This is a genomic window from Sphingomonas sp. (assembly GCF_023266535.1).
Lineage (GTDB): Bacteria > Pseudomonadota > Alphaproteobacteria > Sphingomonadales > Sphingomonadaceae > Sphingomicrobium.
Genome location: NZ_JAHFPY010000025.1, coordinates 11796 through 33010, shown reverse-complemented (window position 1 = coordinate 33010; position 21215 = coordinate 11796). Strand labels below are relative to the sequence as shown.

Annotated in this window: 22 protein-coding genes and 1 tRNA gene; 10 read left to right on the top strand and 13 right to left on the bottom strand. The window is 64.6% G+C overall.

Features of this window, described 5'->3' with window-relative positions:
* The 7 genes from Q0C64_RS05680 to Q0C64_RS05650 form a co-directional block, all read left to right on the top strand.
* Positions 1-1035 (top strand): NAD+ synthase (locus Q0C64_RS05680; protein WP_294121425.1); only part of this gene is annotated, 1035 nt, incomplete at its 5' end.
* Positions 1036-1055: 20 nt separating this feature from the next.
* The gene (gene gltX, locus Q0C64_RS05675) at positions 1056-2372 is read left to right on the top strand and encodes a glutamate--tRNA ligase (RefSeq protein ID WP_294121424.1); all 1317 of its coding nucleotides are present in this window, start codon (positions 1056-1058) and stop codon (positions 2370-2372) included.
* An 84-nt stretch (positions 2373-2456) separates the two neighbouring features.
* The gene (locus tag Q0C64_RS05670; RefSeq protein WP_294121423.1) at positions 2457-3122 is read left to right on the top strand and encodes an energy transducer TonB; all 666 of its coding nucleotides are present in this window, start codon (positions 2457-2459) and stop codon (positions 3120-3122) included.
* Between the two features lie 110 nt (positions 3123-3232).
* On the top strand, positions 3233-3556 hold the full coding sequence (locus tag Q0C64_RS05665; protein WP_294121421.1) for a hypothetical protein: 324 nt from the start codon (positions 3233-3235) through the stop codon (positions 3554-3556).
* A 10-nt stretch (positions 3557-3566) separates the two neighbouring features.
* The gene (gene ribD, locus Q0C64_RS05660; protein ID WP_294121428.1) at positions 3567-4514 is read left to right on the top strand and encodes a bifunctional diaminohydroxyphosphoribosylaminopyrimidine deaminase/5-amino-6-(5-phosphoribosylamino)uracil reductase RibD; all 948 of its coding nucleotides are present in this window, start codon (positions 3567-3569) and stop codon (positions 4512-4514) included.
* A gap of 122 nt (positions 4515-4636) precedes the next feature.
* Entirely contained in the window at positions 4637-5242 is a 606-nt protein-coding gene (locus Q0C64_RS05655) for a riboflavin synthase (protein ID WP_294121420.1), read from the top strand.
* Positions 5243-5312: 70 nt separating this feature from the next.
* Positions 5313-5678 carry a hypothetical protein gene (locus tag Q0C64_RS05650; protein ID WP_294121418.1) on the top strand — a complete coding sequence of 122 codons (366 nt, stop codon included), beginning with the start codon at positions 5313-5315 and terminating at the stop codon, positions 5676-5678.
* Positions 5679-5819: 141 nt separating this feature from the next.
* Here the strand turns inward: Q0C64_RS05650 and Q0C64_RS05645 are convergent, their stop codons facing one another.
* Positions 5820-6353 carry a CarD family transcriptional regulator gene (locus Q0C64_RS05645; protein WP_294121417.1) on the bottom strand — a complete coding sequence of 178 codons (534 nt, stop codon included), beginning with the start codon at positions 6351-6353 and terminating at the stop codon, positions 5820-5822.
* A 163-nt stretch (positions 6354-6516) separates the two neighbouring features.
* Positions 6517-7593, bottom strand: a complete 1077-nt coding sequence (gene dinB, locus Q0C64_RS05640) for a DNA polymerase IV (RefSeq protein WP_294121416.1) — start codon at positions 7591-7593, stop codon at positions 6517-6519.
* Between the two features lie 210 nt (positions 7594-7803).
* On the opposite strand from dinB, the gene sucC reads away from it, so the two are divergent.
* From sucC to Q0C64_RS05625, 3 genes are read left to right on the top strand one after another with little or no spacing between them, the layout of a single operon-like run.
* On the top strand, positions 7804-9003 hold the full coding sequence (sucC, locus tag Q0C64_RS05635; protein WP_294121415.1) for an ADP-forming succinate--CoA ligase subunit beta: 1200 nt from the start codon (positions 7804-7806) through the stop codon (positions 9001-9003).
* Between the two features lie 27 nt (positions 9004-9030).
* Positions 9031-9780 carry an electron transfer flavoprotein subunit beta/FixA family protein gene (locus tag Q0C64_RS05630; protein ID WP_294121414.1) on the top strand — a complete coding sequence of 250 codons (750 nt, stop codon included), beginning with the start codon at positions 9031-9033 and terminating at the stop codon, positions 9778-9780.
* Positions 9777-10706 (top strand): electron transfer flavoprotein subunit alpha/FixB family protein, encoded by a 930-nt coding sequence (locus tag Q0C64_RS05625; protein ID WP_294121412.1) that lies wholly within the window; start codon positions 9777-9779, stop codon positions 10704-10706. Before Q0C64_RS05630 ends, Q0C64_RS05625 begins: the two co-directional genes overlap by 4 nt.
* A 230-nt stretch (positions 10707-10936) precedes the next feature.
* Here Q0C64_RS05625 and nhaA read toward each other — a convergent pair whose 3' ends face one another.
* The 11 genes from nhaA to nusB form a co-directional block, all read right to left on the bottom strand.
* A complete protein-coding gene (gene nhaA, locus Q0C64_RS05620; protein WP_294121410.1) occupies positions 10937-12142 on the bottom strand; it encodes a Na+/H+ antiporter NhaA in 1206 nt (401 codons plus the stop codon).
* A gap of 45 nt (positions 12143-12187) precedes the next feature.
* Positions 12188-12263: transfer RNA gene (locus Q0C64_RS05615), tRNA-Phe, on the bottom strand.
* 41 nt (positions 12264-12304) lie between these two features.
* The gene (yacG, locus tag Q0C64_RS05610; RefSeq protein ID WP_294121408.1) at positions 12305-12490 is read right to left on the bottom strand and encodes a DNA gyrase inhibitor YacG; all 186 of its coding nucleotides are present in this window, start codon (positions 12488-12490) and stop codon (positions 12305-12307) included.
* Positions 12474-13391, bottom strand: coding sequence for a ribonuclease E/G (locus Q0C64_RS05605; protein WP_294121407.1), 918 nt, complete (start codon positions 13389-13391; stop codon positions 12474-12476). The genes yacG and Q0C64_RS05605 overlap by 17 nt, the downstream gene beginning before the upstream one ends.
* Entirely contained in the window at positions 13384-13956 is a 573-nt protein-coding gene (locus tag Q0C64_RS05600; RefSeq protein ID WP_294121405.1) for a nucleoside triphosphate pyrophosphatase, read from the bottom strand. Before Q0C64_RS05600 ends, Q0C64_RS05605 begins: the two co-directional genes overlap by 8 nt.
* Positions 13956-14201, bottom strand: a complete 246-nt coding sequence (gene infA, locus Q0C64_RS05595) for a translation initiation factor IF-1 (protein WP_037499034.1) — start codon at positions 14199-14201, stop codon at positions 13956-13958. Before infA ends, Q0C64_RS05600 begins: the two co-directional genes overlap by 1 nt.
* A gap of 72 nt (positions 14202-14273) precedes the next feature.
* Positions 14274-15245, bottom strand: a complete 972-nt coding sequence (locus Q0C64_RS05590) for a quinone oxidoreductase (RefSeq protein WP_294121401.1) — start codon at positions 15243-15245, stop codon at positions 14274-14276.
* 82 nt (positions 15246-15327) lie between these two features.
* Positions 15328-17232 carry an alpha/beta fold hydrolase gene (locus tag Q0C64_RS05585; protein ID WP_294121400.1) on the bottom strand — a complete coding sequence of 635 codons (1905 nt, stop codon included), beginning with the start codon at positions 17230-17232 and terminating at the stop codon, positions 15328-15330.
* Between the two features lie 143 nt (positions 17233-17375).
* Positions 17376-19496 (bottom strand): sodium-translocating pyrophosphatase, encoded by a 2121-nt coding sequence (locus tag Q0C64_RS05580; RefSeq protein ID WP_294121399.1) that lies wholly within the window; start codon positions 19494-19496, stop codon positions 17376-17378.
* A gap of 202 nt (positions 19497-19698) precedes the next feature.
* Positions 19699-20643 (bottom strand): thiamine-phosphate kinase, encoded by a 945-nt coding sequence (thiL, locus tag Q0C64_RS05575; RefSeq protein WP_294121398.1) that lies wholly within the window; start codon positions 20641-20643, stop codon positions 19699-19701.
* A gap of 40 nt (positions 20644-20683) precedes the next feature.
* On the bottom strand, positions 20684-21133 hold the full coding sequence (gene nusB / locus Q0C64_RS05570) for a transcription antitermination factor NusB (protein WP_294121397.1): 450 nt from the start codon (positions 21131-21133) through the stop codon (positions 20684-20686).
* Positions 21134-21215: the final 82 nt, after the last annotated feature.

The following is a 21215-nucleotide window of genomic DNA, read 5'->3' as shown; positions in this document are numbered from 1 at the left end:
CAGGACGAGCTGGTATTCGACGGGTCGAGCTTCGTCACCAATGACGAGGGCACCATCGCGGTGCAAATGCCGGACTTCGAGGAAACGATGGCGCTGACCGAATGGGTCCGGACGGCCAACGGCTGGCGCTGCGAGCCGGGCGAGAGAGCGACCCTCTCTCCCTATCCGGAGGACATGTACCGGGCGATGATGGTCGCGCTACGGGACTATGTTTGCACCAACGGCTTCCCTGGCGTGATCCTCGGCCTGTCGGGGGGGATCGACAGCGCCCTGTCAGCCGCGGTCGCGGTCGACGCGCTGGGCGCCGACAGGGTGTGGTGCGTGATGCTGCCGTCCAAATATACCAGCGACGAAAGCCTGGAGGATGCCGCGGAGTGCGCCAAGATGCTGCGCGTCCGCCATGACGTCATTCCGATCGTGCCAGGTGTCGGCGCGCTCGACCAGATGCTGGCCCGCTGCTTCGACGGCGACAATAGCGGGATTGCCGCCGAGAATATCCAGTCGCGCCTGAGGATGGTGACGCTGATGGGGCTGTCCAACAAATTCGGCCACATGCTGCTGACCACCGGCAACAAAAGCGAGATGTCGGTCGGCTATGCCACGCTCTACGGCGACATGGCCGGCGGCTATTCGGTGCTGAAGGACGCCTACAAGACGACCTGCTTCGCCCTGTCGCGCTGGCGCAACGCCAACAAGCCGAAGGGCGGGTTGGGCCCGGACGGACCGGTGATGCCGCAGCGGGTGATCGACAAGCCGCCCACAGCCGAGCTCCGCCCCAACCAGAAGGACGAGGACAGCCTGCCGCCCTATGCACTGCTCGACCGCATCCTCGAGGCGCTGGTCGAGAAGGAATTGTCGGTGCGCGAGGCAGTCGCGGTGACCGGTGCCGATCCTGACGTGGTGGCCGATATCGAGAGGAAGCTGCTCCGCGCCGAATATAAGCGGCGCCAGGCGCCGCCGGGGGTCAAGCTCGGCACGCGCAATTTCGGCCGCGATCGCCGCTACCCGATCACCAACGCTTTCCACACCAGTTAGTTCGCCCTAAGCGGCAAGCCATGACCGTCGTTACCCGCTTTGCCCCCTCGCCGACCGGCCGGCTGCATGTCGGCAATATCCGCACGGCGTTGCACAACGCGCTGTTCGCGCTGAAGAATGGCGGGCGGTTCCTGCTGAGGATCGACGACACCGATGTCGAGAGGTCGACGGAAGAGTTTGCCGAGGCGATCGTCGCGGACCTCGAATGGCTGGGCCTCCAGCATGACGCCATGGTGCGCCAGTCGGAGCGGTTCGCGCTCTACGAAAGCCAGTTCGAGCGGCTGAAGCAGGCGGGCCGGGTCTATGCCTGCTACGAGACCCCGGAAGAGCTGGACGTGCGCCGCAAGGTGCTGCTCGGCCGCGGCTTGCCGCCGGTCTATGAGCGCAAGCCCGAGGGCGCGCCCGCGCCGGAAGGCGTGGCGCCGCACTGGCGGTTCAAGCTGGACCACGCCTCGGGGATCGAATTCGATGACCTCGTCCGCGGCCACCAGAAGTTCGATCCGAAGCTGATAAGCGATCCGGTGGTGCGCCGCGCCGACGGCAGCTGGCTTTACCTGTTGCCAAGCGTGATCGACGACATCGATCTTGAGGTGACCCATATCGTTCGCGGCGAGGACCATGTGTCCAACAGCGCGGTCCAGATCCAGATGTTCGAGGCGCTGGGAGCCAAGCCGTCGCACTTTGCGCATGAGGCGCTGCTGGTCGCGGCCGAGGGCAAGCTGTCGAAGCGGCTGGGATCGACCGGCGTCGATGCGCTGCGCGAAGCGGGGATCGAGCCGATGGCGTTGCTGTCGCTGTTGGCCCGGCTCGGGACGTCGCAGCCGGTCGAGGCGCATGCGCATCTGGACGAGCTGGCCGAGGGCTTCGACTTTTCGACCTTCGGCCGGGCGCCGGCGCACTTCGACCTCAATGAAGTGGAACAGCTCAACGGCAAGCTGCTGCATCACCTCGACTATGATGACGTCAAGGACCGGCTGCCCGAGGCGATCGGCGCGACCGAATGGCTGGTGCTGCGCGGCAACCTCGCGCACCTGGGCGAGGCCGAGGAGTGGGTCCCTGTGCTCCACTGCCTGATCGCCCCGCCGGAAGTCGTGCCAGACGACAAGCCATTGATCGAGGAAGCGGCCAGGCTGGCCGAAACGGTCGACTGGAGCGAGGATCCCTGGCACGCGCTGACCGACGCGCTCAAGACCTCGACCGGCCGTAAGGGCCGCGCATTGTTCCGGCCGCTGCGCCTGGCGCTGACCGCACGGGAGTCCGGTCCGGAAATGGGGCCGCTGCTCAAGCTGATCGGCAAGGAACGGGCGCTTGAGCGGCTTACCGCCGCTGCCGGCTAAGTCCCGAATATCCCTTCGTTAATAGCGCTTGTGAATTTAATGTGATGATGTAACATTGCATGTCTCGATGGTGGGAGAGACGCAATGCTTGCCTATGCCGCCGACATGCCGAGAACCGCCCAGCGGACCGGATCGCCCAAAGCCCTGACCCTGATTGTCGCCGGCCATGCGCTGGCGCTGGCCGCGGTGCTGACCGCCAGGCCGGAGCTGGTCGGGTTCGAGCGCGACCCGCCGCCGGTGATCATCAACATCCCCAACGACCCGCCAAGGCCCAAGCCCGACCCGGCCCATGATCCGCGGCCGAAACAGCAGGAAACTCAGGATCCGTTCATCCCGGCTGAGCGACCAATCGTCGACATGGGCCAGGCGACCGACATCGCGCTCGACCAGGGACCGCCGATCCGGGACATCCTTGCCGGCAGCGGCACGGCGATCATTGCCGATCCGCCCCGGCATGTCCCGGTCAAGCTCGGCCCGCGCATCGCCATGTCCGAACAGGCGCTGAAGCCACCCTATCCGCTCGACAAGATCCGTGACCAGGAAGAAGCGACGCTTCGCCTCAGGCTGACGATCGATCCGCGGGGCAGGGTGATTGCGGTCGATCCCGTCGGCAAGGCCGATCCGAGCTTCCTCGAAGCGGCACGACGTCATATCCTCAAGGCCTGGCGCTACAAGCCGGCGACCGAGGATGGAGTGGCGGTGCAGTCGACCACGGTGATCAGCCTCAGCTTCCGACTGGAGGATGTGTGACCATCGCCATTGCCCGTGGCTGGCAGCCGGCACCGGCCGGGGGCTGGCCGCGGGCGAGCGTTTCAATGGGGGTATGGCCCCAAGGGGCCGGGGGCCCTACATATGGGGCCATGGCAATACTACCACCGACGGTCGGCCCGCGCGCGGCGCTACGCGACCTCACCGCCTTCCTTCGCCAGCGCAGCCGGGAACAGGTCCTCGCCGCGATGATGGCCGTGCTGGTGACGATCATCATCCTGATCATTTTCTTCGTCGATTCGAAGATCAACACCGCCCCGCCGCCACAGATCGTCTACGTCGAAAATTATCCGGCCAACCGGACCGACGATCAGATCAAGGCCGACCAGCAGAAGGATGCCGAAGCACGGCACAAGGCCGAGGCCGAAAAGCGCAGGCAGTTCCAAGAGCTCGAGAAGAAATTCGGCATTGAGTGATCGCCGAATGATGCTGGAAGCCGTGCGGCTGGGCGAAGCGGCCCGCGGCCGCTCCGCGCCCAACCCCAACGTCGGTTGCGTTATCGTCTTTGACGGCAAGATCGTCGGCCAGGGCGCGACCGCGCCGGGTGGGCGTCCGCATGCCGAAGCGGCGGCGCTGAAAGCTGCCGGCAAGAAGGCCCGGGGTGCGACGCTCTACACCACGCTGGAGCCCTGCGCGCACATGAGCGAGCGCGGCCCGACCTGCGCCCAGCTGATCCCCGAGGCGGGTATCGCCCGCGTCGTGATCGGCATCAGGGACCCCGACCCGCGCACCAATGGCGACGGCATCAAGATGCTGAAGAAGGCCGGGATCGAGGTGAAGACCGGCGTCGGCAAGCAAGCGGCGCGCGACAGCATGTCGGGCTTCCTCAGCCGGATCGAGCGCGGCCGGCCGCGCATCACGCTCAAACTGGCACTGTCGATCGACGGCAAGGTCGCGCTGCCTTCAGGCGAATCTAAATGGATTACCGGCGAAGACGCGCGGGCTCATGTCCATCTGGAACGGGCGAAGAGCGACATGATCCTGGTCGGGCGCGGCACGTATTTGGCCGACAAGCCCAAGCTCGACGTCCGCCTGCCGGGGCTGGAGCAATGGTCGCCGAGGCGCGCGCTGCTGACCAGCGGCGAGGCGGTCGCCGGCTGGGAAATCCTTAAATCTCCGCAGGATGTCTATCGACTTCATGACGTCAACGACCTGCTGGTCGAGGGCGGGTCGGCCACCGCGACGGCGTTCCTGGCGGCCGATCTCGTCGACCGCATCCTGATCTACCGCGCCCCGATCCTGGTCGGCGAGGGCAAGCAGAGCCTCGGCTATATCGGGCTCGACGCGATCGCCGACGCCCATGGCCGGTGGCGGGCAAGCGACGGCGCCCGGCTTGGCATCGACCGGCTCGAAGTCTACGAGCGGGTGCGCTGATCCTTCGATACGCCATTTCGACCAGCTCAATGGCTACTCAGGATGAGCGGATGTTTTCTGTCCCGCTCATGCTGAGTAGGGACTGAGATAGCGAAGCGCATCGAAGGCCCGTATCGAAGCACATGTTTACCGGGATCATCACCGACGTCGGCACCGTCCGCACCGCCGAGCAGAGGGGCGACCTCAAGCTCACCATCGGCTGCGGCTATGACATGGACAGCATCGACATGGGCGCGTCGATCAGCTGCTCGGGCGCCTGCCTGACGGTGGTCGACAAGGGCGAGGACTGGTTCGCGGTCGATGTGTCTCAGGAAACCGTGTCGAAGACCGCGCCGGGACTGTGGGCCGAGGGCGCGCGGCTGAACCTGGAGCGGGCGCTCCGCGTCGGCGACGAGATCGGCGGCCATATCGTCACCGGCCATGTCGACGTGGTGGCGAATGTGACGTCCGCCGTGGAAAAGGGCGGCAGCATCGACGTCACCATCGAGGCGCCGCGCTCGCTCGGCAGCGGCATCGCGCCCAAGGGGTCGATCTGCCTCGATGGCGTGTCGCTGACGGTCAACGAAGTCGAGGATGCGGGCGAGAACACGCGCTTCACCATCAACCTCATCCCCCACACCGGCCAGCACACCACGCTTGGCGGGATCGCGGCGGGGCGAAAGCTCAACCTCGAGATCGACGTGCTGGCGCGCTATCTGAAGCGGATGGCCGACGCGCGGGCTAGCTAACAGCGATGCGGTGCTAATGGCCGCTTTCCACCCATTGCGGTCATTAGCATCCGTATGCAGAACGACCCGCATGGATGACGTCGAAGCATATGAGTATCTGAACGCCCGCTTCATTGAGTTCGCCGAGGAGCACCGGAGGCCTGTCGCTCCGATGCTTGGTCGCAGGCATAGCGTCGTCGAGATGGGTTCGCCGCCATATATAGAGGTATGCATCGACCGCTGGTTTTCGGTTACGCCTGACCACGGAATGTTAGACGTGCAGTGGAACGGGCTAGAGCCAGCCCACATGCAAGTATTTGCCGATCTACAATCCCATCCGTTCGACTTGTTCTGGCGGCTCCGCTGCGCTTGGTTCAACTTCGACGTCAGCCTAGAGCAAGCCGAGAAGGATGTGCGGGAATTGGCACGTTGTGCCACCGTCTCTGCCAATCATTAAGGCTAATGACCGCTTTCCACCCGTCGCGGTCGTTAGGCTCATGACAAATAAAAAGGGCGCCCGGTTAGGGGCGCCCTTCTCGTTCGGCTTCGGCGGCGACTTAAGCCGCAGAGCCAGCCTGACGGCCGTCCCCCGGACAGCCTAGGCTGCCTCTTTGGCCTTATTGTGGATCGCAGCCGCCTTGTTCAAAATCTCGTGGATCTTGGCCAGCGCCGCCTTCTCGTCGGTCTGCTCCATCGCGGCGAGCTCGCGCGCCAGGCGCGACGAAGCCGCTTCGAAGATCTGCCGCTCCGAATAGCTCTGCTCCGGCTGGTCGTCGGCGCGGAACAGGTCGCGAGTCACTTCGGCGATCGACGTCAGGTCGCCCGAATTGATCTTCGCCTCATATTCCTGGGCGCGGCGCGACCACATGGTGCGCTTGACCTTGGGCTTGCCCTTCAGCGTCTCGAGCGCGTCCTTCATCGTCTTGTCGCTCGACAGCTTGCGCATGCCGACCGAGTCCGCCTTGGCGACGGGCACGCGAAGGGTCATCTTTTCCTTCTCGAAGCGAAGCACATAGAGATCGAGACGGGTTCCGGCGATTTCGGTGCTTTGCAGTTCGACCACCCGGCCGACACCATGCTTGGGGTACACAACATAATCGCCAACGTCGAAGCTAAGGGCCTTCACAGCCATTCCGTCACCTCATCACTTGTCCACTTGCGTCAGCACGATACGCACCGTATCGCCCCCAATAGCGACCCCCCGGTCCGGTACTGACTTCCGTGAAATTTGAACCTGTATGAAACAACCGCCGCGGCACGCGACGGCTGATGACAATTATATAACAGAAAACTTATTAGATTTCGAGTCCTAGCTGTTGGGGCTCGGATGAGTCCCCCTCGACCATCGAATGAAGACCTAAACCAAGCAATCTGATGCCCTTAGGCACAGGCAGCAGTGCCTCCAGCAACCCCTGCCCGATGGCCTCGAAGGTCACAAAATCGGGCACTGCCGCAGGTAAGCTTTTCGACCGCGTGATTTGCGAAAAATCGCCAAATTTGACCTTCAGCGTCACCGTCCGGCCCTTGACCTCGGACCGTTCGATCCGCTGCCAGGCATAGCCCGCGACACGCGCCAGTTCGCGCTTCAAATCGTCGGCTTCCGAATAGTCGACATCGAAGGTCCGCTCGGCGCTGACCGACTTATACGGACGGTCGGGCTTCACCTCGCGCTCGTCGATGCCGCGGGCGATTCGCCAGTACCAGCGGCCCGACGATCCGAAATGCGCCTCCAATTGCTCGATCGGCCAGCTGGCCAAATCGGCGCCGTTCAGAATTCCCAATTTCTCCATCTTGGCGGCGGTGACCGGCCCGACCCCGCGGAAGCGCTTGACCGGCAGCGTGGCGACAAAGGCCGCGCCCTTGCCCGGCGGAATGACGCACAATCCATCGGGCTTGTTCTGGTCGCTGGCCAGCTTGGCGATGAACTTGCAATAGGAAACGCCGGCCGACGCGGTGAGCCCGGTTTCCGCCTTGATCCGCGCCCTGATCTCCTCGGCGATGGCCTTGGCACTGCCCAACCCGCGCCGGTCTTCGGTCACGTCGAGATAGGCCTCGTCGAGCGACAAGGGCTCGATCAGGTCGGTATAGTCGGCGAAGATCGCCCGGACTTGCCGCGACACCGCATGATAGACCTCGAACCGCGGCTTGACGAACACCAGCTCGGGGCAGCGGCGCCTGGCGGTGACCGACGGCATCGCCGATCGCACACCAAACTTGCGGGCCTCATAGCTCGCTGCCGCGACCACCCCGCGATGGCCGCCGCCGACCGCCACCGGCTTGCCCTTCAGCTCGGGGTTATCGCGCTGTTCGACCGACGCGTAGAAGGCGTCCATGTCGACATGGATGATCTTGCGGGTCGGCGGGTCGGTCACGGCACAGAAATATCTGTCCTACAGGCCCCTCCCGAGTCTAGCATCCATCCACGATGGTCCGCCGATTCACCCGGAACCACAGCTCCTTCAGACATGCCGCCGTCGCCGCTAACTTCACAAATATGGCGCCTGTCCCCATGAAAATAGTGAAGCTAAGGGTGGTCGCGCTCATGCTTCCCTTTGCGCTTCAACCTGCTTAAGGGCGCGCCCATGAACATCCACGAATATCAAGCTAAGGAATTGCTCGCCAAATTCGGCGTGCCCGTGCCGGCCGGCCATGCCGCGATGAGCGTCGAGGAGGCGGTCAAGGCCGCCGAGCAGCTGCCCGGACCGCTGTGGGTGGTCAAGGCGCAGATCCACGCCGGCGGCCGCGGCAAGGGCAAGTTCAAGGAACTGGGCCCCGACGCCAAGGGCGGCGTCCGCCTCGCCAGGTCGATCGACGAAGTCCGCGCTCATGCCGAGGAGATGCTCGGCAAGACGCTGGTCACCGTCCAGACCGGCCCGGCCGGCAAGCAGGTCCAGCGCCTCTACATCACCGACGGCGTCGACATCGAAAAGGAATTCTACCTGGCGCTGCTGGTCGACCGCTCGACCGGCCGCATCGCCGTTGTCGCCTCGACCGAAGGCGGCATGGATATCGAGGCGGTCGCCCATGACACGCCGGAGAAGATCGAGACCATCACCATCGATCCCGCGACCGGGCTGATGCCGCACCATGGCCGGGCCGTCGCGGCGGCGTTGGGCCTCACCGCCGACCTCGCCAAGCAGGCGGCCAACGTGCTCGCCAAGCTGTACGACGCCTTCATCGGCACCGATGCCTCGCAGATCGAGATCAACCCGCTGGCGATCACCGGTGACAACAAGCTGATGGTCCTCGATGCCAAGGTCGGCTTCGACAATAATGCCGAGTTCCGCCACCCCGACCTCGAGCAGCTGCGCGACATCAGCGAGGAGGACCCGATGGAGGTCGAGGCCTCCAAGTATGACCTCGCTTACATCAAGCTCGACGGCGACATCGGCTGCATGGTCAACGGCGCCGGCCTCGCGATGGCGACGATGGACATCATCAAGCTGAACGGTGCCTTCCCGGCCAACTTCCTTGACGTCGGTGGCGGCGCCAACAAGGAGAAGGTCACCGCGGCGTTCAAGATCATTCTCAGCGATCCCGCGGTGAAGGGCATCCTGGTCAACATCTTCGGCGGGATCATGCGCTGCGACATCATCGCCGAGGGCATCGTCGAAGCCGCGCGCGAGGTGCAGCTCGGCGTGCCTTTGGTCGTCCGGCTCGAAGGGACCAATGTCCAGCAGGGCAAGGACATCCTCGCCATGAGCGGCCTGCCGATCGTCGCCGCCAACGACCTTGGCGACGCCGCCCGCAAGATCGTTGAGCAGGTCAAAGAAGTCGCCTAACCAAATCCGACAAACAGGGAGCGCAGGATGAAGCTGCTCGTCGCCGTCAAGCGAGTGATCGATTTCAACGTCAAGCCGCGGGTCAAGATGGATGGCTCGGGCGTCGACCTCGCCAACGTCAAAATGTCGATGAACCCGTTCGACGAGATCGCGGTCGAGGAAGCGATCCGCCTCAAGGAGAAGGGCGTCGCGACCGAGATCGTGGCGGTGTCGATCGGCCCGGCCAAGGCTCAGGAGACACTTCGCACCGCGCTGGCCATGGGCGCCGACCGCGCGATCCTGGTCCAGACCGAGGACGAGGTCGAGCCGCTGGCCGTCGCCAAGATTTTGAAGGGCATCGCCGGCGAGGAGAGCCCGGACCTCATCATCCTCGGCAAGCAGGCGATCGACGACGACAGCAACCAGACCGGCCAGATGCTGGCCGCATTGCTGGGCTGGCCGCAGGGCACCTTCGCCTCCAAGGTCGAGGTCGCCGGCAGCGACCTCAATGTCACACGCGAAGTCGACGGCGGTCTTGAAACGGTCAAGCTGGCGACGCCGGCGGTGGTCACCACCGACCTGCGCTTGAACGAGCCGCGCTATGCCTCGCTGCCCAACATCATGAAGGCCAAGTCGAAGCCGCTCGCGACCAAGTCGCCGGGCGACTATGGCGTCGACGTCGCGCCGCGGCTGGAGACGCTCAAGGTCATCGAACCGGCCAAGCGGACCGCGGGGATCAAGGTCGGCTCGGTCGACGAGCTGGTGGGCAAGCTGAAGGCGCTGGGAGTGGCGAAATGAAGACTCTGGTATTGGTCGAACATGACGGGTCAAGCGTCAAGGACGCGACCCTCGCCGCCGTCACCGCCGCTTCGAAGCTCGGCGAAGTCCATCTGCTGGTCGCTGGCAAGGGCGTGGGCGGGATCGCCGATGCTGCCTCGAAGATCGCCGGCGTCGGCAAGGTCCATGTCGCCGACAGCGCCCATCTCGAGCATCAGCTGGCCGAGGATGTCGCCCCGCTCGCCGCCGCGCTGATGGCCAGCCACGACGCCTTCCTCGCTCCGGCCACCACCACCGGCAAGAATGTCGCGCCGCGCGTCGCCGCGCTGCTCGACGTGATGCAGATTTCCGACATCCTGTCGGTCGAAGGCGAGGACACCTTCACCCGTCCGATCTACGCCGGCAATGCCATCGCCACGGTCAAGTCGAAGGACGCCAAGAAGGTCATCACCGTCCGCGGCACCGCGTTCGAAAAGGCCGCCACCAGCGGCGGCTCGGGTGCGGTCGAGGCGGTCGACGCCGGCGGCGCTTCGGGCAAGTCGTCGTTCGTTGGCGCCGAGCTGTCGAAGTCCGAGCGGCCGGAACTGACCAGCGCCAAGGTGATCGTGTCGGGCGGCCGCGCCTTCGGCTCGTCAGGCGATTTCCACAAGCTGCTCGACCCGCTGGCCGACAAACTCGGCGCGGCGGTCGGTGCGTCGCGCGCCGCGGTCGATGCCGGCTATGCCCCCAACGATTACCAGGTCGGCCAGACCGGCAAGATCGTCGCGCCGGAAGTCTATGTTGCGATCGGCATTTCAGGCGCGATCCAGCACCTCGCCGGCATGAAGGATTCAAAGACCATCATCGCCATCAACAAGGACGAGGAGGCGCCGATTTTCCAGGTCGCGGACATCGGCCTGGTCGGCGACCTGTTCAAGATCGTCCCGGAGCTGACCGGGAAGCTTTAGGGCTTGCCATCGCGGACGGTTCATTACACCCTCGTAACGCCGGATTGTTCGAGGGAATGTCATGGGCCTTCCGGCGCCAACCAAGCTCTGTTTCGTGGCTGCGGCGCTGTTCTTCGGCGTCGTGGCGATCGGCATTTGGGATCGGGGATTGGAGCCGAGGGCGATCATCGGCTGCTTAATGGCCTCGTCCATGGTCGCGCTGGGATTGAGGATCGGTAAGGTCTCGATGCCTAAACTTGGTCGGCGGCGAAGAGCTCGGAGGCGTCATCGGCGTCGTGCTGATCTTGAACGGAGGCCGGAGCCAGGCGGAGCAGAACGTAACCCGCCAACGCCGACAACAATGACCCGGCCAGGGTTCCCAGCTTGGCCTGGTCGGCCAGCACCGCATCGCCGGGATAAGCCAGCGCGCCGATAAACAGGCTCATGGTGAAACCGATTCCGCACAATATCGCCGCGCCATAAAGCTGCCGCCAGCTGGTTGCTTGCGGCCGTGAAGCAAAGCCCATCCGCACCGCAGCCCAGATCGCGCCAAAAATCCCCAGCTGTTTGCCCAGGAACAGCCCGGCGAGGATCGCGAGCGGCAATGGCTTGGCCAGTTCGCCGATCCCGCCAAGCACGACGCCTGCCGATACGAAGCCGAAGATCGGCACCACGCCGAACATCACCCACGGATGGATGGCATGCTCCAATCGCTTGAGCGGTGAGGGGCCGTCCCCATGGCCCAGCGGAATGGTCAGCGCGGCCAGCACGCCGGCGATGGTGGCGTGCACTCCGCTCGCCAGCACCAACAGCCACAGTAGCGCGAGCCCGATCAGGAACGGCCACAGGCTGCGGACGCCAAGCCTGCCGAGGCCGATCATGGCCGCGGCCAGTGCCAGTGCGCCGGCGAGCGCCATGGCATCGAGCCCCTGCGTATAGAATAGGGCGATGATCAGCACCGCGCCGATGTCGTCGACGATGGCGATGGTGACGAGCAGCAGCTTGATCGATGGCGGCGCATGTCGCCCGAGGATCGCCAACACGCCGATCGCGAAGGCGATGTCGGTCGCCGCCGGGATCGCCCACCCCCTGGCCAATGCCGGATCGGCGCGAACCACGGCCAGGAAAATCAGCGCGGGCAAAGCCATCCCGGCAATTGCTGCAATAATCGGCAATCTTCGCTCGGCGGGAGTCGATAGCCGACCTTCGAACCACTCGCGCTTCACTTCCAGCCCGACCAACAGGAAGAAGATCGCCATCATTCCGTCGGCGACCCAATGATGAAAGTCGAACTGGCCGTAGCGGGGAAGCGCTGGACCAACCTTCCAGTGGAGCAGATGCCGATATTCGTCGGAAAGCGATCCGTTGGCGGCAATCAGCGCGGCAGCCGCGGCGGCAATCAATGCCAGGCCCGCCCACTTTTCCAATCGTTGCTGGCGATCCCCGGTCGCGGCCATGCGCCGTGCTAACGCGCTTGATTGCCTAGGTCGAGGATATGGCGATGGTGCCCAGGGGCGGGATCGAACCACCGACACCGTGATTTTCAGTCACGTGCTCTACCAACTGAGCTACCTGGGCCCACGGCGCGGGATGGTCATCCCGGCGAGGAGAGCGCGTCCCTAGCGTTCGCTATCCTCGCTGTCCAGTCCGTCCTGCTCGGCCGGCGGGCCGGCAATACGATAGCCCTCGCCCAGCCATTTGAGGAGGTCGCGATCCTTGCAACCCTGGCTGCAGAAAGGCGCGTGGTCGGGGGCGACGGGCTTGCCGCACAGCGGGCAGGGCTTGGTTCTAGACGCGTTCGGCATACCCAGCGGACATGGCAAGCGCGGCGTCGCTGCGCAAGGTGACGGCGCCGCCGACCTGGCGTGAGAGCTGGTCCAGCCAGTCGCGATGGCCACCAAGCACGGCGATGACCGCCGGATGGGCGGCGAGGCAAGTCGCGCCAACTTCGCGGCCCGCCCGGCGCAGCAGCGCACACGCTTCGAACGCTGCCCGGTCGGCGGCGAGGTCGACCAGGCTGGGCCGCAGCTTCGGCCTGACAATTTGGACAAAGCCGAACCCATTCATTGCCGTCCGCTCGAACGGAGCAGGCAGATAATCATCGAGGATGGTGTCGATGGCCTGTCGCTCGTCACGCCCTTTCAAGGTCGGGAAGTCGATGCCGATCGATCCGGCAAGGTCGAGCCGACGGATCGCCCTGGCCGCGGCCCAGGCCGCCATTTGAGCCAGCTTGGCCGGGACCAGCCAGCCGTCGACGTCGATGGTCGTCATCGCCGCAGTCTGCTCGATGCGAAGCTCGCCGCCGTCGAAGGTGACGATACCCTCGCGCGCCTCGGCGACGAGATCGTCCCAGGCATCGATTGTTCCGAATCTGCCCTCGGCAAGGGCCGGCGCGGCGCGCTCGGCCTCGTTGGTCACCCGGCCTAGTCCGCGCTTCCATGGCTCGCTGCCGCCCAGCGCTTCGCGGGTCACCTCGACGCGCAATTCCCCGCCCTCGCTCACGCCCTGGACGCCACGCGGCAGCAGGAATTGCTCGCCGCCGGCCTCGACCGTGACGCGGGGAGCAACGGCCACCAACCTGGCGTTCAGTACCGTGCCGGCGGGAACGACCGCATCGCGCCGCACACGCGCTTCCAATATCTCGCCAGCCTCGACCAGTGCTGCACGGGTTTCGCCGATCCCGCGCTCGATCAGCCACTCAGGCAAGGTCGTATCCGGCCGATTTTAGCAGCAGTCGCGTCTCGGCCAGCGGGAGTCCGACGACGTTGGAATAGCTTCCGGCGATATGGCGGACATAGACTTCGCCATAGCCTTGCAGCGCATAGCCGCCGGCCTTGCCGCGCCATTCGCCATGGCCGGCGTAATAATCGATCTCCTCGTCCGACAGTCGCTTGATCGCGATCATCGTTTCGACCAGGCGGCTGCGGGTCGGCTGGCCGGGAATGGCCAGCGCGACGCCGGTCAGCACGCGATGGCGACGGCCGGACAGCAGCTTCATGCAGGTCCGCAGCGTAGCCTCATCCTCGACCTTGGGCAGAATCCGTCGCCCGACAGCGACCACCGTGTCGGCCGCGAGCACCAGCGCGTCGGGATGCCGGGCCTTGACGGCTTCCGCCTTCTCGATCGCCAGGCGCAGTGCATGGTCGCGGGGCAGCTCGCCGGCGGGGACGCCCTCGTCGATATGAGCCGGGTCGACCGCGTCGGGTACGACACCGATGCGCGCCAGCAGGTCGAGGCGGCGGGGGCTCGCCGAAGCGAGAATCAGCCGCATTAGTAGCCGGGCGGGCGCTCGCGGCCGGGCATGAAGCGATAGGTGATGCGGCCCTTGGTCAGGTCGTACGGGGTCAGTTCGACCAGCACTTCATCACCGGTCAGCACGCGGATGCGGTTCTTGCGCATCTTGCCCGCGGTGTGGCCGAGGATTTCATGGCCATTCTCCAGTTCTACGCGGAACATCGCATTGGGCAGCAGTTCGACCACCCGTCCGCGCATCTCGAGAAGCTCTTCCTTGGCCATTAAAATCCTTCACACATGAAATTGGGTTGGCGGCTCATAGCCGCAGCGTGACGCAATGAAAAGGCGGGGCTTTCAGACCGTCAGGACGGTCGAACCGCTGGTTTGGCGAGCCTCCAGCGCGCGGTGGGCGTCGGCCGCGTCACGGAGCGCATAGTGCTGCTTGACCTCGACCTTGACCTTGCCGCTCGCCACCATCTCGAACAGCTCACCGGCAGCGGCTTCAAGCTCGGGCCTTGTGGCAACATAGTGAAACAGCGTTGGCCGCGTGAGGAACAAGGATCCTTTCTGCGCCAGCAACAATGGCGAGATCGGCTCGACCGGTCCCGAGGCATTGCCGAAGCTGACCATCATCCCGCGCGGGCGCAGGCAATCGAGCGAGCCCATGAACGTATCCCGTCCGACGCTGTCATAAACCACTGGCAGCTTGGCGCCCTCGGTAATCCGCTCGACCTCGGCGACGAAATCCTGGCGAGCGGTGACGATCGGGTGAGCGCAGCCATGGGCCCTGGCCAGCTCGGCCTTCTCCTCGGTCGACACCGTGCCGATCACCGTCGCGCCGAGCGCGGCCGCCCATTGGCACATGATCAGTCCGACCCCGCCGGCCGCGGCGTGCACCAGGATCGTTTCGCCAGCCTTTATCGGGAATACTCGCCGTAGGAGCATGTGCACGGTCATACCCTGCAGCAGCATCGCCGCCGCCTGTTCGTCGCTGATGTCGTCGGGCAATTGCACTAGCCGGTCGGCATCGATCAGCCGCTCTTCGGCATAAGCCCCGATCGGCCCCGCATAGGCGACTCGGTCCCCCACCTGGAGCCAATCGACGCCCGAACCGACGGCTTCGACCACGCCTGCACCCTCGACACCGGGAGTGAACGGCGCAGGCTGCGGGTAGAGACCGGTGCGGTGATAGACATCGATGAAGTTGAGCCCGACCGCTGTCTGCCGCAGGAGCACCTGGCCGGCCCCGGGCTGTCCGACCTCGACCTCGCGCCACTCAAGTGTCTCGGGACCACCGGGCTCACGAACTTGAATGACATGCGGCATCGGCGGCTCCTTCGTTGAGGCGCAAATGGGATGGCCATTGCGCGAATGGAAGGCGGCGGCGGTTAAATTGGGTCAGCCTCGGCTAGCTCGGATTGTTCTTTGCCAGGAATGCGTCCAGCAGCCGCAGAAAGTCGGCGAGGTCTTCACTGCTTGAAAAGCTGTGACCACCTTCCTTGTAGAATTTCGACGTGACGTCCGCCTTGTTGGCCTCCAATGCCGCGACCATTTGTTTCCCCTGCCTAACCGGCACGGTCTCGTCGTCCTCGCCATGAACGATCAGCACGGGAACCTTAAGCTTCGCTGCCTGAGCCAGCGGGGATACGGTCCTTAGGTCGACGTGCGTCTCGCCCTCTACCTTGGTTCGCCACTCGCGGAAGTAGCGCGTTGCGGAGAAGCTCTTGCGGTTGTTCCTAAGCTGCGCCTCGAGGTCGGTAACGCCGGCAAAGCTTGCCGCGCATTTGTAGCGCTCGGGATTGCGAATGGCGCCCCATAGTGCGGCATAACCTCCGTATGACCCGCCGACGATGCAAACGCGCTTGGGATCAACCTTGCCGCTGGCGACAAGCCAGTCGAGCCCGTCATCCAGATCGTCCTGCATCTTGCGGCCCCACTCGCCATAGCCTTTGGAGACGAAATCCTTGCCGTAGCCGGTCGAGCCCCTGAACTGAGGCTGGAGCACCGCATATCCGCGATTGGCCAGGAACTGGACCAGCGGATCATAGGTCCATTCGTCCCGGGCAAAGGGACCGCCGTGGGGCAGTATGATCAGCGGCAGCTTTTTCGCGTCCTTGCCCTTGGGCAGCGTCAAATAAGCGGGGATATCGAGCCCGTCGCGCGCGCGGAAGTGAACCGGCACGACCGTTGCCAGATCGGCGGGGTCGATCTTGCTGAACGGCTGGATCACCGGATCCATGGTCGATTTGGCCCGGTCGAACAAGAAGTAGGTGCCGGGGTCGGATGCGCCATTTGACCAGATCAGCAGCCGCGCATCGGTCGCGTCGCCGATGATCTCATTGTCGGCGCCGGGAATTGCCCGGTCGACCCGGGCCTGGAGCGACTTCAGCTTGGGATCGACCCAAAAGGTCTTCCAGCGCTCCTCATGGTAGCGGACCCCGGCAATCTCGCGGGTCGCGGGATCAACCTTCACTTCGCTCACGTCGGCCACCGGGCTTTCAAAGATTGGCTGGCCGATCGCTCCGGTCGAGAAATCATAGTGATAAACACCGAACCGGCCATTCCGCTCGTTGGTGACGATCGTTCCTTTGTCGCCGTCGCGCGAGAAATAGAACCGGTCGACGCTGCTGTCGTCGTCCTTCTGGAATTTGCCCTGGACGGTCTTGAAGGGCTCGCCCGCCTTGGAGCGATACCAAAGCTTCCAACGCCGTTTGTCGTAGGCGACGCCACCGCGGACTACGCCGTCATCGTCGACGAACCAGTCCCATACGTCGGGCTTGGATTTCTCGACGACCTTGGCATCGCCGGTCGCTAGGTCGACCCGCTTGACCGAAGGCGTCGACGATAAATCGTCCTGGCTAGCGACCAGCGCTGTGTCGCCGGCTGGCGATACATACAGGACGTCGCCGCCGTAAGGGCCGCGGCTCTTCCGATCGGCGATCCGCGAGTCTCCGGTTGCAAGATCGACGACGATCAATCGACCGATCGGAATCTCGAATCCAAACAACTTGTCCTTGCCGATTACCTCCAGCAGCAGCCGGTTATTGCCGGCCCAGTGAACCGCGTTAATGGTGATCTTCCCGACCGGGATGATCTTGGGGTCCGGCCCAGGGTGGTCGGCATTGATGATCAGCAGCCGGCTGACGCCCTTGATGACGTTCTTGGCAACGATATGCTGTCCGTCTGGTGACAATACCGGCGTGCGCAGGAATGGCAGCTCCGCGAAGTCCTCGACGGGGATCCGTCTGGCGGTCTGGTCAGATGCACCGCATGGCGCCGCCAACAGCAGCACCAGCAACAGGCTGAATCGCATATTCTCCCCCTGAACCCCGGATTCGGCAGGCAGATTCTGGCTGCAGCCCGGGCCAAGTGCAATCGGGTTCAGCCGCAGAAGCGCAAAAATAAGCCCCGCCGCAGCAGTGCCGGGCGGGGCTAACTTGATTGAACGCTAGTCGTTTAGTGCGCCGCCAGCGCCGCCAGCAGCAGCAGCGCGACGATGTTGGTGATCTTGATCATCGGGTTGACCGCCGGGCCTGCCGTATCCTTGTACGGATCACCCACCGTGTCGCCGGTGACCGCGGCCTTATGGGCTTCGCTGCCCTTGCCGCCGTGGTTGCCGTCTTCGATAAATTTCTTGGCATTGTCCCAGGCGCCACCACCGGCGGTCATCGAGATGGCGACGAACAGGCCGCCGACGATTACCCCCAGAAGCAGCGCGCCGAGCGCGGCGAAGCCGTTCTCCTGGCCCGCGACCGCACCAATCACGAAGTAAACTACAATCGGCGCCAGCACCGGCAGCATCGACGGGACAATCATCTCCTTGATCGCCGCCTTGGTCACCAGGTCGACCGTGCGGGCATAGTCTGGCTTGCTGGTGCCCTCCATGATGCCCTTGTTGGTCGCGAACTGCTCGCGCACGTCGATCACCACGTCGCCCGCGGCGCGGCCGACCGCGGTCATGCCCATCGCGCCGAACAGGTAGGGAAGCAGCGCACCGAGCAGCAGTCCGACTATGACGTATGGATTCTCAAGGCTGAAATCGACCTTGAGGTTCGGGAAGAACTCCCGAAGGTCGGTGGTGAAGGCGGCAAACAGCACCAGCGCGCCGAGGCCCGCCGAACCGATTGCATAACCCTTGGTCACCGCCTTGGTGGTGTTGCCGACAGCGTCGAGCAGATCGGTCTTTTCGCGTACCGAATCGTCAAGCCCCGCCATTTCGGCGATGCCGCCGGCGTTGTCGGTGACCGGGCCGTACGCGTCGAGCGCAACAACCACGCCGGCCAGCGCGAGCATCGCGGTGGCGCCATAGGCAATCCCCATCAGGCCCGCCAGCTGGAAGGCGGCGACGATCCCGGTGACGATCACCAGCGTCGGCAGGGCGGTCGATTCGAGGCTGACGGCCAGCCCCTGGATCACATTGGTGCCGTGACCGGTAACCGAGGCCTTGGCGATCGAGCGCACCGGGCGGTAGTTGGTGCCGGTGTAATATTCGGTGATCCAGATAATCAGCCCGGTGATCGCAAGCCCGAGCATCGCGCACCAGAACAGGTCCATGCCCGTATAGCTGTCGCCGCTGGCGAGCGTGGCAATGACAGCGTTGAGATCGCCTCCCAATACATACCGCATCGCGAACCAAATGGCCGGGATCGACAGCACCGCGGTGACCACGAAGCCCTTGTACATCGCTCCCATGACGTTGTTCGACTTGCCGAGACGGACGAAATAGGTGCCGATGATCGAGGTAATGATGCACACGCCGCCGATCAGCAGCGGTAGCGCCATCATCCCCATCAGCAGCGCCGAGGTCTTGAGCAGCAGCGCGGTCAGCACCATCGTTGCGCCGACCGTGACAACATAGGTTTCGAACAGGTCCGCCGCCATGCCGGCGCAGTCGCCGACATTGTCGCCAACGTTGTCGGCGATCACCGCCGGGTTACGGGGATCGTCTTCGGGGATTCCGGCCTCGACCTTGCCGACCAGGTCGGCGCCGACATCGGCGGCCTTGGTGAAAATGCCGCCGCCGAGACGCGCAAAGATCGAGATCAGCGAAGCGCCAAAGGCGAGGGCGGTCAGGGCCTGGACCACGGTGCGGTCCTCGCCGCCGACGGTGTAGCCGCCGGGGCCGGTCAGGTACCAGTAGAACACCGAGATGCCGAGCAGGGCGAGCCCCGCGACCAGCATGCCGGTGATCGCGCCGGCGCTGAACGCCAGCGTCAGACCCTGCTGCAGCCCGTTCTGCGCGGCCGCGGCTGTGCGTACGTTTGAACGGACGGAGATGTTCATCCCGATGAAGCCAGCGGCACCCGACAGGAGCGAGCCAAGCACAAAGCCGGCTGCCGAGATGGGTGTTCCCAGTCTGTCGAGGAACACCCAAACGAGCACTGCGACAACCACGCCGACCATGGCGATCGTGGTATACTGACGCTTGAGATAAGCCTGTGCGCCTTCCTGGATCGCGGCGGCGATCTCCTGCATCTTTTCGTTGCCGGCTGACGAGCCGAGCACCTGGCGGCTGGTGATGATGCCATAGAGCAGCGCGACGACGCCGCAGGCAATCGCAAGAAGAACCGGATTCATGAAGTGAAATTCCCCTAGTTGACCCTAATCGCGGATGCCCGGGAATCCGAGTGCCGCCAGAAAACGGTGGGAAGGTGTAACGGGGAATATGGCGGAGGCAACCCGCCTAATTCAGCAAGATTTTAATTAGTTGAGCAGCAGCGCGGTCGCCATGCCCGAGGCAAGGCCGACCAGGGCGATGATCCACTGACGAGCGCGCGGTTCAAATATTCTGGGCGCGATGTTCATAACCAAGCTGCTCCGGCAACGGCACTTCTCCGGCGGCGTCGAAGAGCTTCAGTCCCTCGCCTGCCGTCAGAGTGCCGATGCGGGCAAGGATGGTCCGCGTTGGTAAAGAAAGGCTTAAGGGATCGAAGCCGGGCGGCAGGGCGGCGAGCAGCGCATAGTCATCGCCGCCGGTCGCCGCAGCCAGTCTGGCGCGCCGATCGCTGCCGAGCTCGGCGATGAAGGCTCGCGACAGGGGCAGAACATCGACATCGATTTCGACGCCGCATTTGCTCGCGGCGGCCAATCGGCTGGCGTCAAGCAGCAGCCCGTCGGAGAGGTCCATCATGGCGGTGGCATGGGCGGCCAGTTGGCGTCCGGCGGCAAGTTGCGGAACCGGGCGCCGATAGGCCTCGACCAGCGGGCCTTCCGCTTCGTCGTCGTTGCGCAGCGCCGCCAATCCCAACGCCGCGTCCCCCAGCGTTCCGACCACCCACAGCGCGTCGCCCGGCGAACCGCCCGATCGCGCTGGGATGGTCGTGCCGCCCCGTCCAACGGCGGTCAGGCTGAGCACGCGCGGTGCCTCAGGGGGCAGGGCAATCGTGTCGCCACCGACCAGCGCCAACCCATAAGCCTCGCAGGCTGCCGCCACGCCGGTCAGGAAGCGTTCGTCCCATTCACTGTCCGTGCCCAACGTCATGCCCATCAGCGCGGCGAGCGGTTCGGCGCCTTTACCGGCAAGGTCGCTCAAATTGACCGCGACCAGCTTCCAGCCGACCGAAGCTGGCGGGTCGGTGGGGAGGAAGTGAACGCCTTCGGCGATCATGTCGTGGGTCAGCACGAGGTCGCCGAGCACCGCCACATCGTCTTGGAGCCCGCGCGCGGCCGGATCCGTGGCGAGTAGCCGCAACCGGTCGATAAAGGCGAACTCACTGCTGCTCATGGGTCGCTTATAGACCCGCCTTGGGCGGCCGTGGGAAGCCCTAAGCGGCGGGCCGCGCAGCCTTGGCGATGGCGTCGAGCAGGCCGTTGACGAAGCCTTTTTCCCGTTGGTCGTAGAAGGCGTCGGCGACATCGACATATTCGCTGATCACGCTCGCCATCGGCACGTCGGGCCGGGCGATGAGCTCATAGGCGCCGACCCGCAGGATCGCCTTCATCGGCTTGTCGAGCCGTTCGAGGCTCCAGCCTTCGGCCAGCCGCTCGGTAATCAGCTGGTCGATCTCGTCGCGGCGCGCCAGCGCGCCCTCGACCAGATCGTCGAAAAAGCTGATCTCGGCATCGGCATAGGTTTCGCCCTCGATCGTCGCGCCGAGCCGGTGATCGTGAAATTCGTGGAGCAGGCGCGCGGTCGGCGTACCCTCCATTTCCTGCTGGTAGAGCGCCTGCACGGCGGCAAGCCGGGCGGCGGAGCGCGAAAGCGAGCGAGTCATGTTGGGGCGGGCCTGTAGCGGGTCAGGCCGGCAACAGGAAGGGGCGGAGCGCGTCGGTCACGCGAACGGGCGCTTCCCAGGG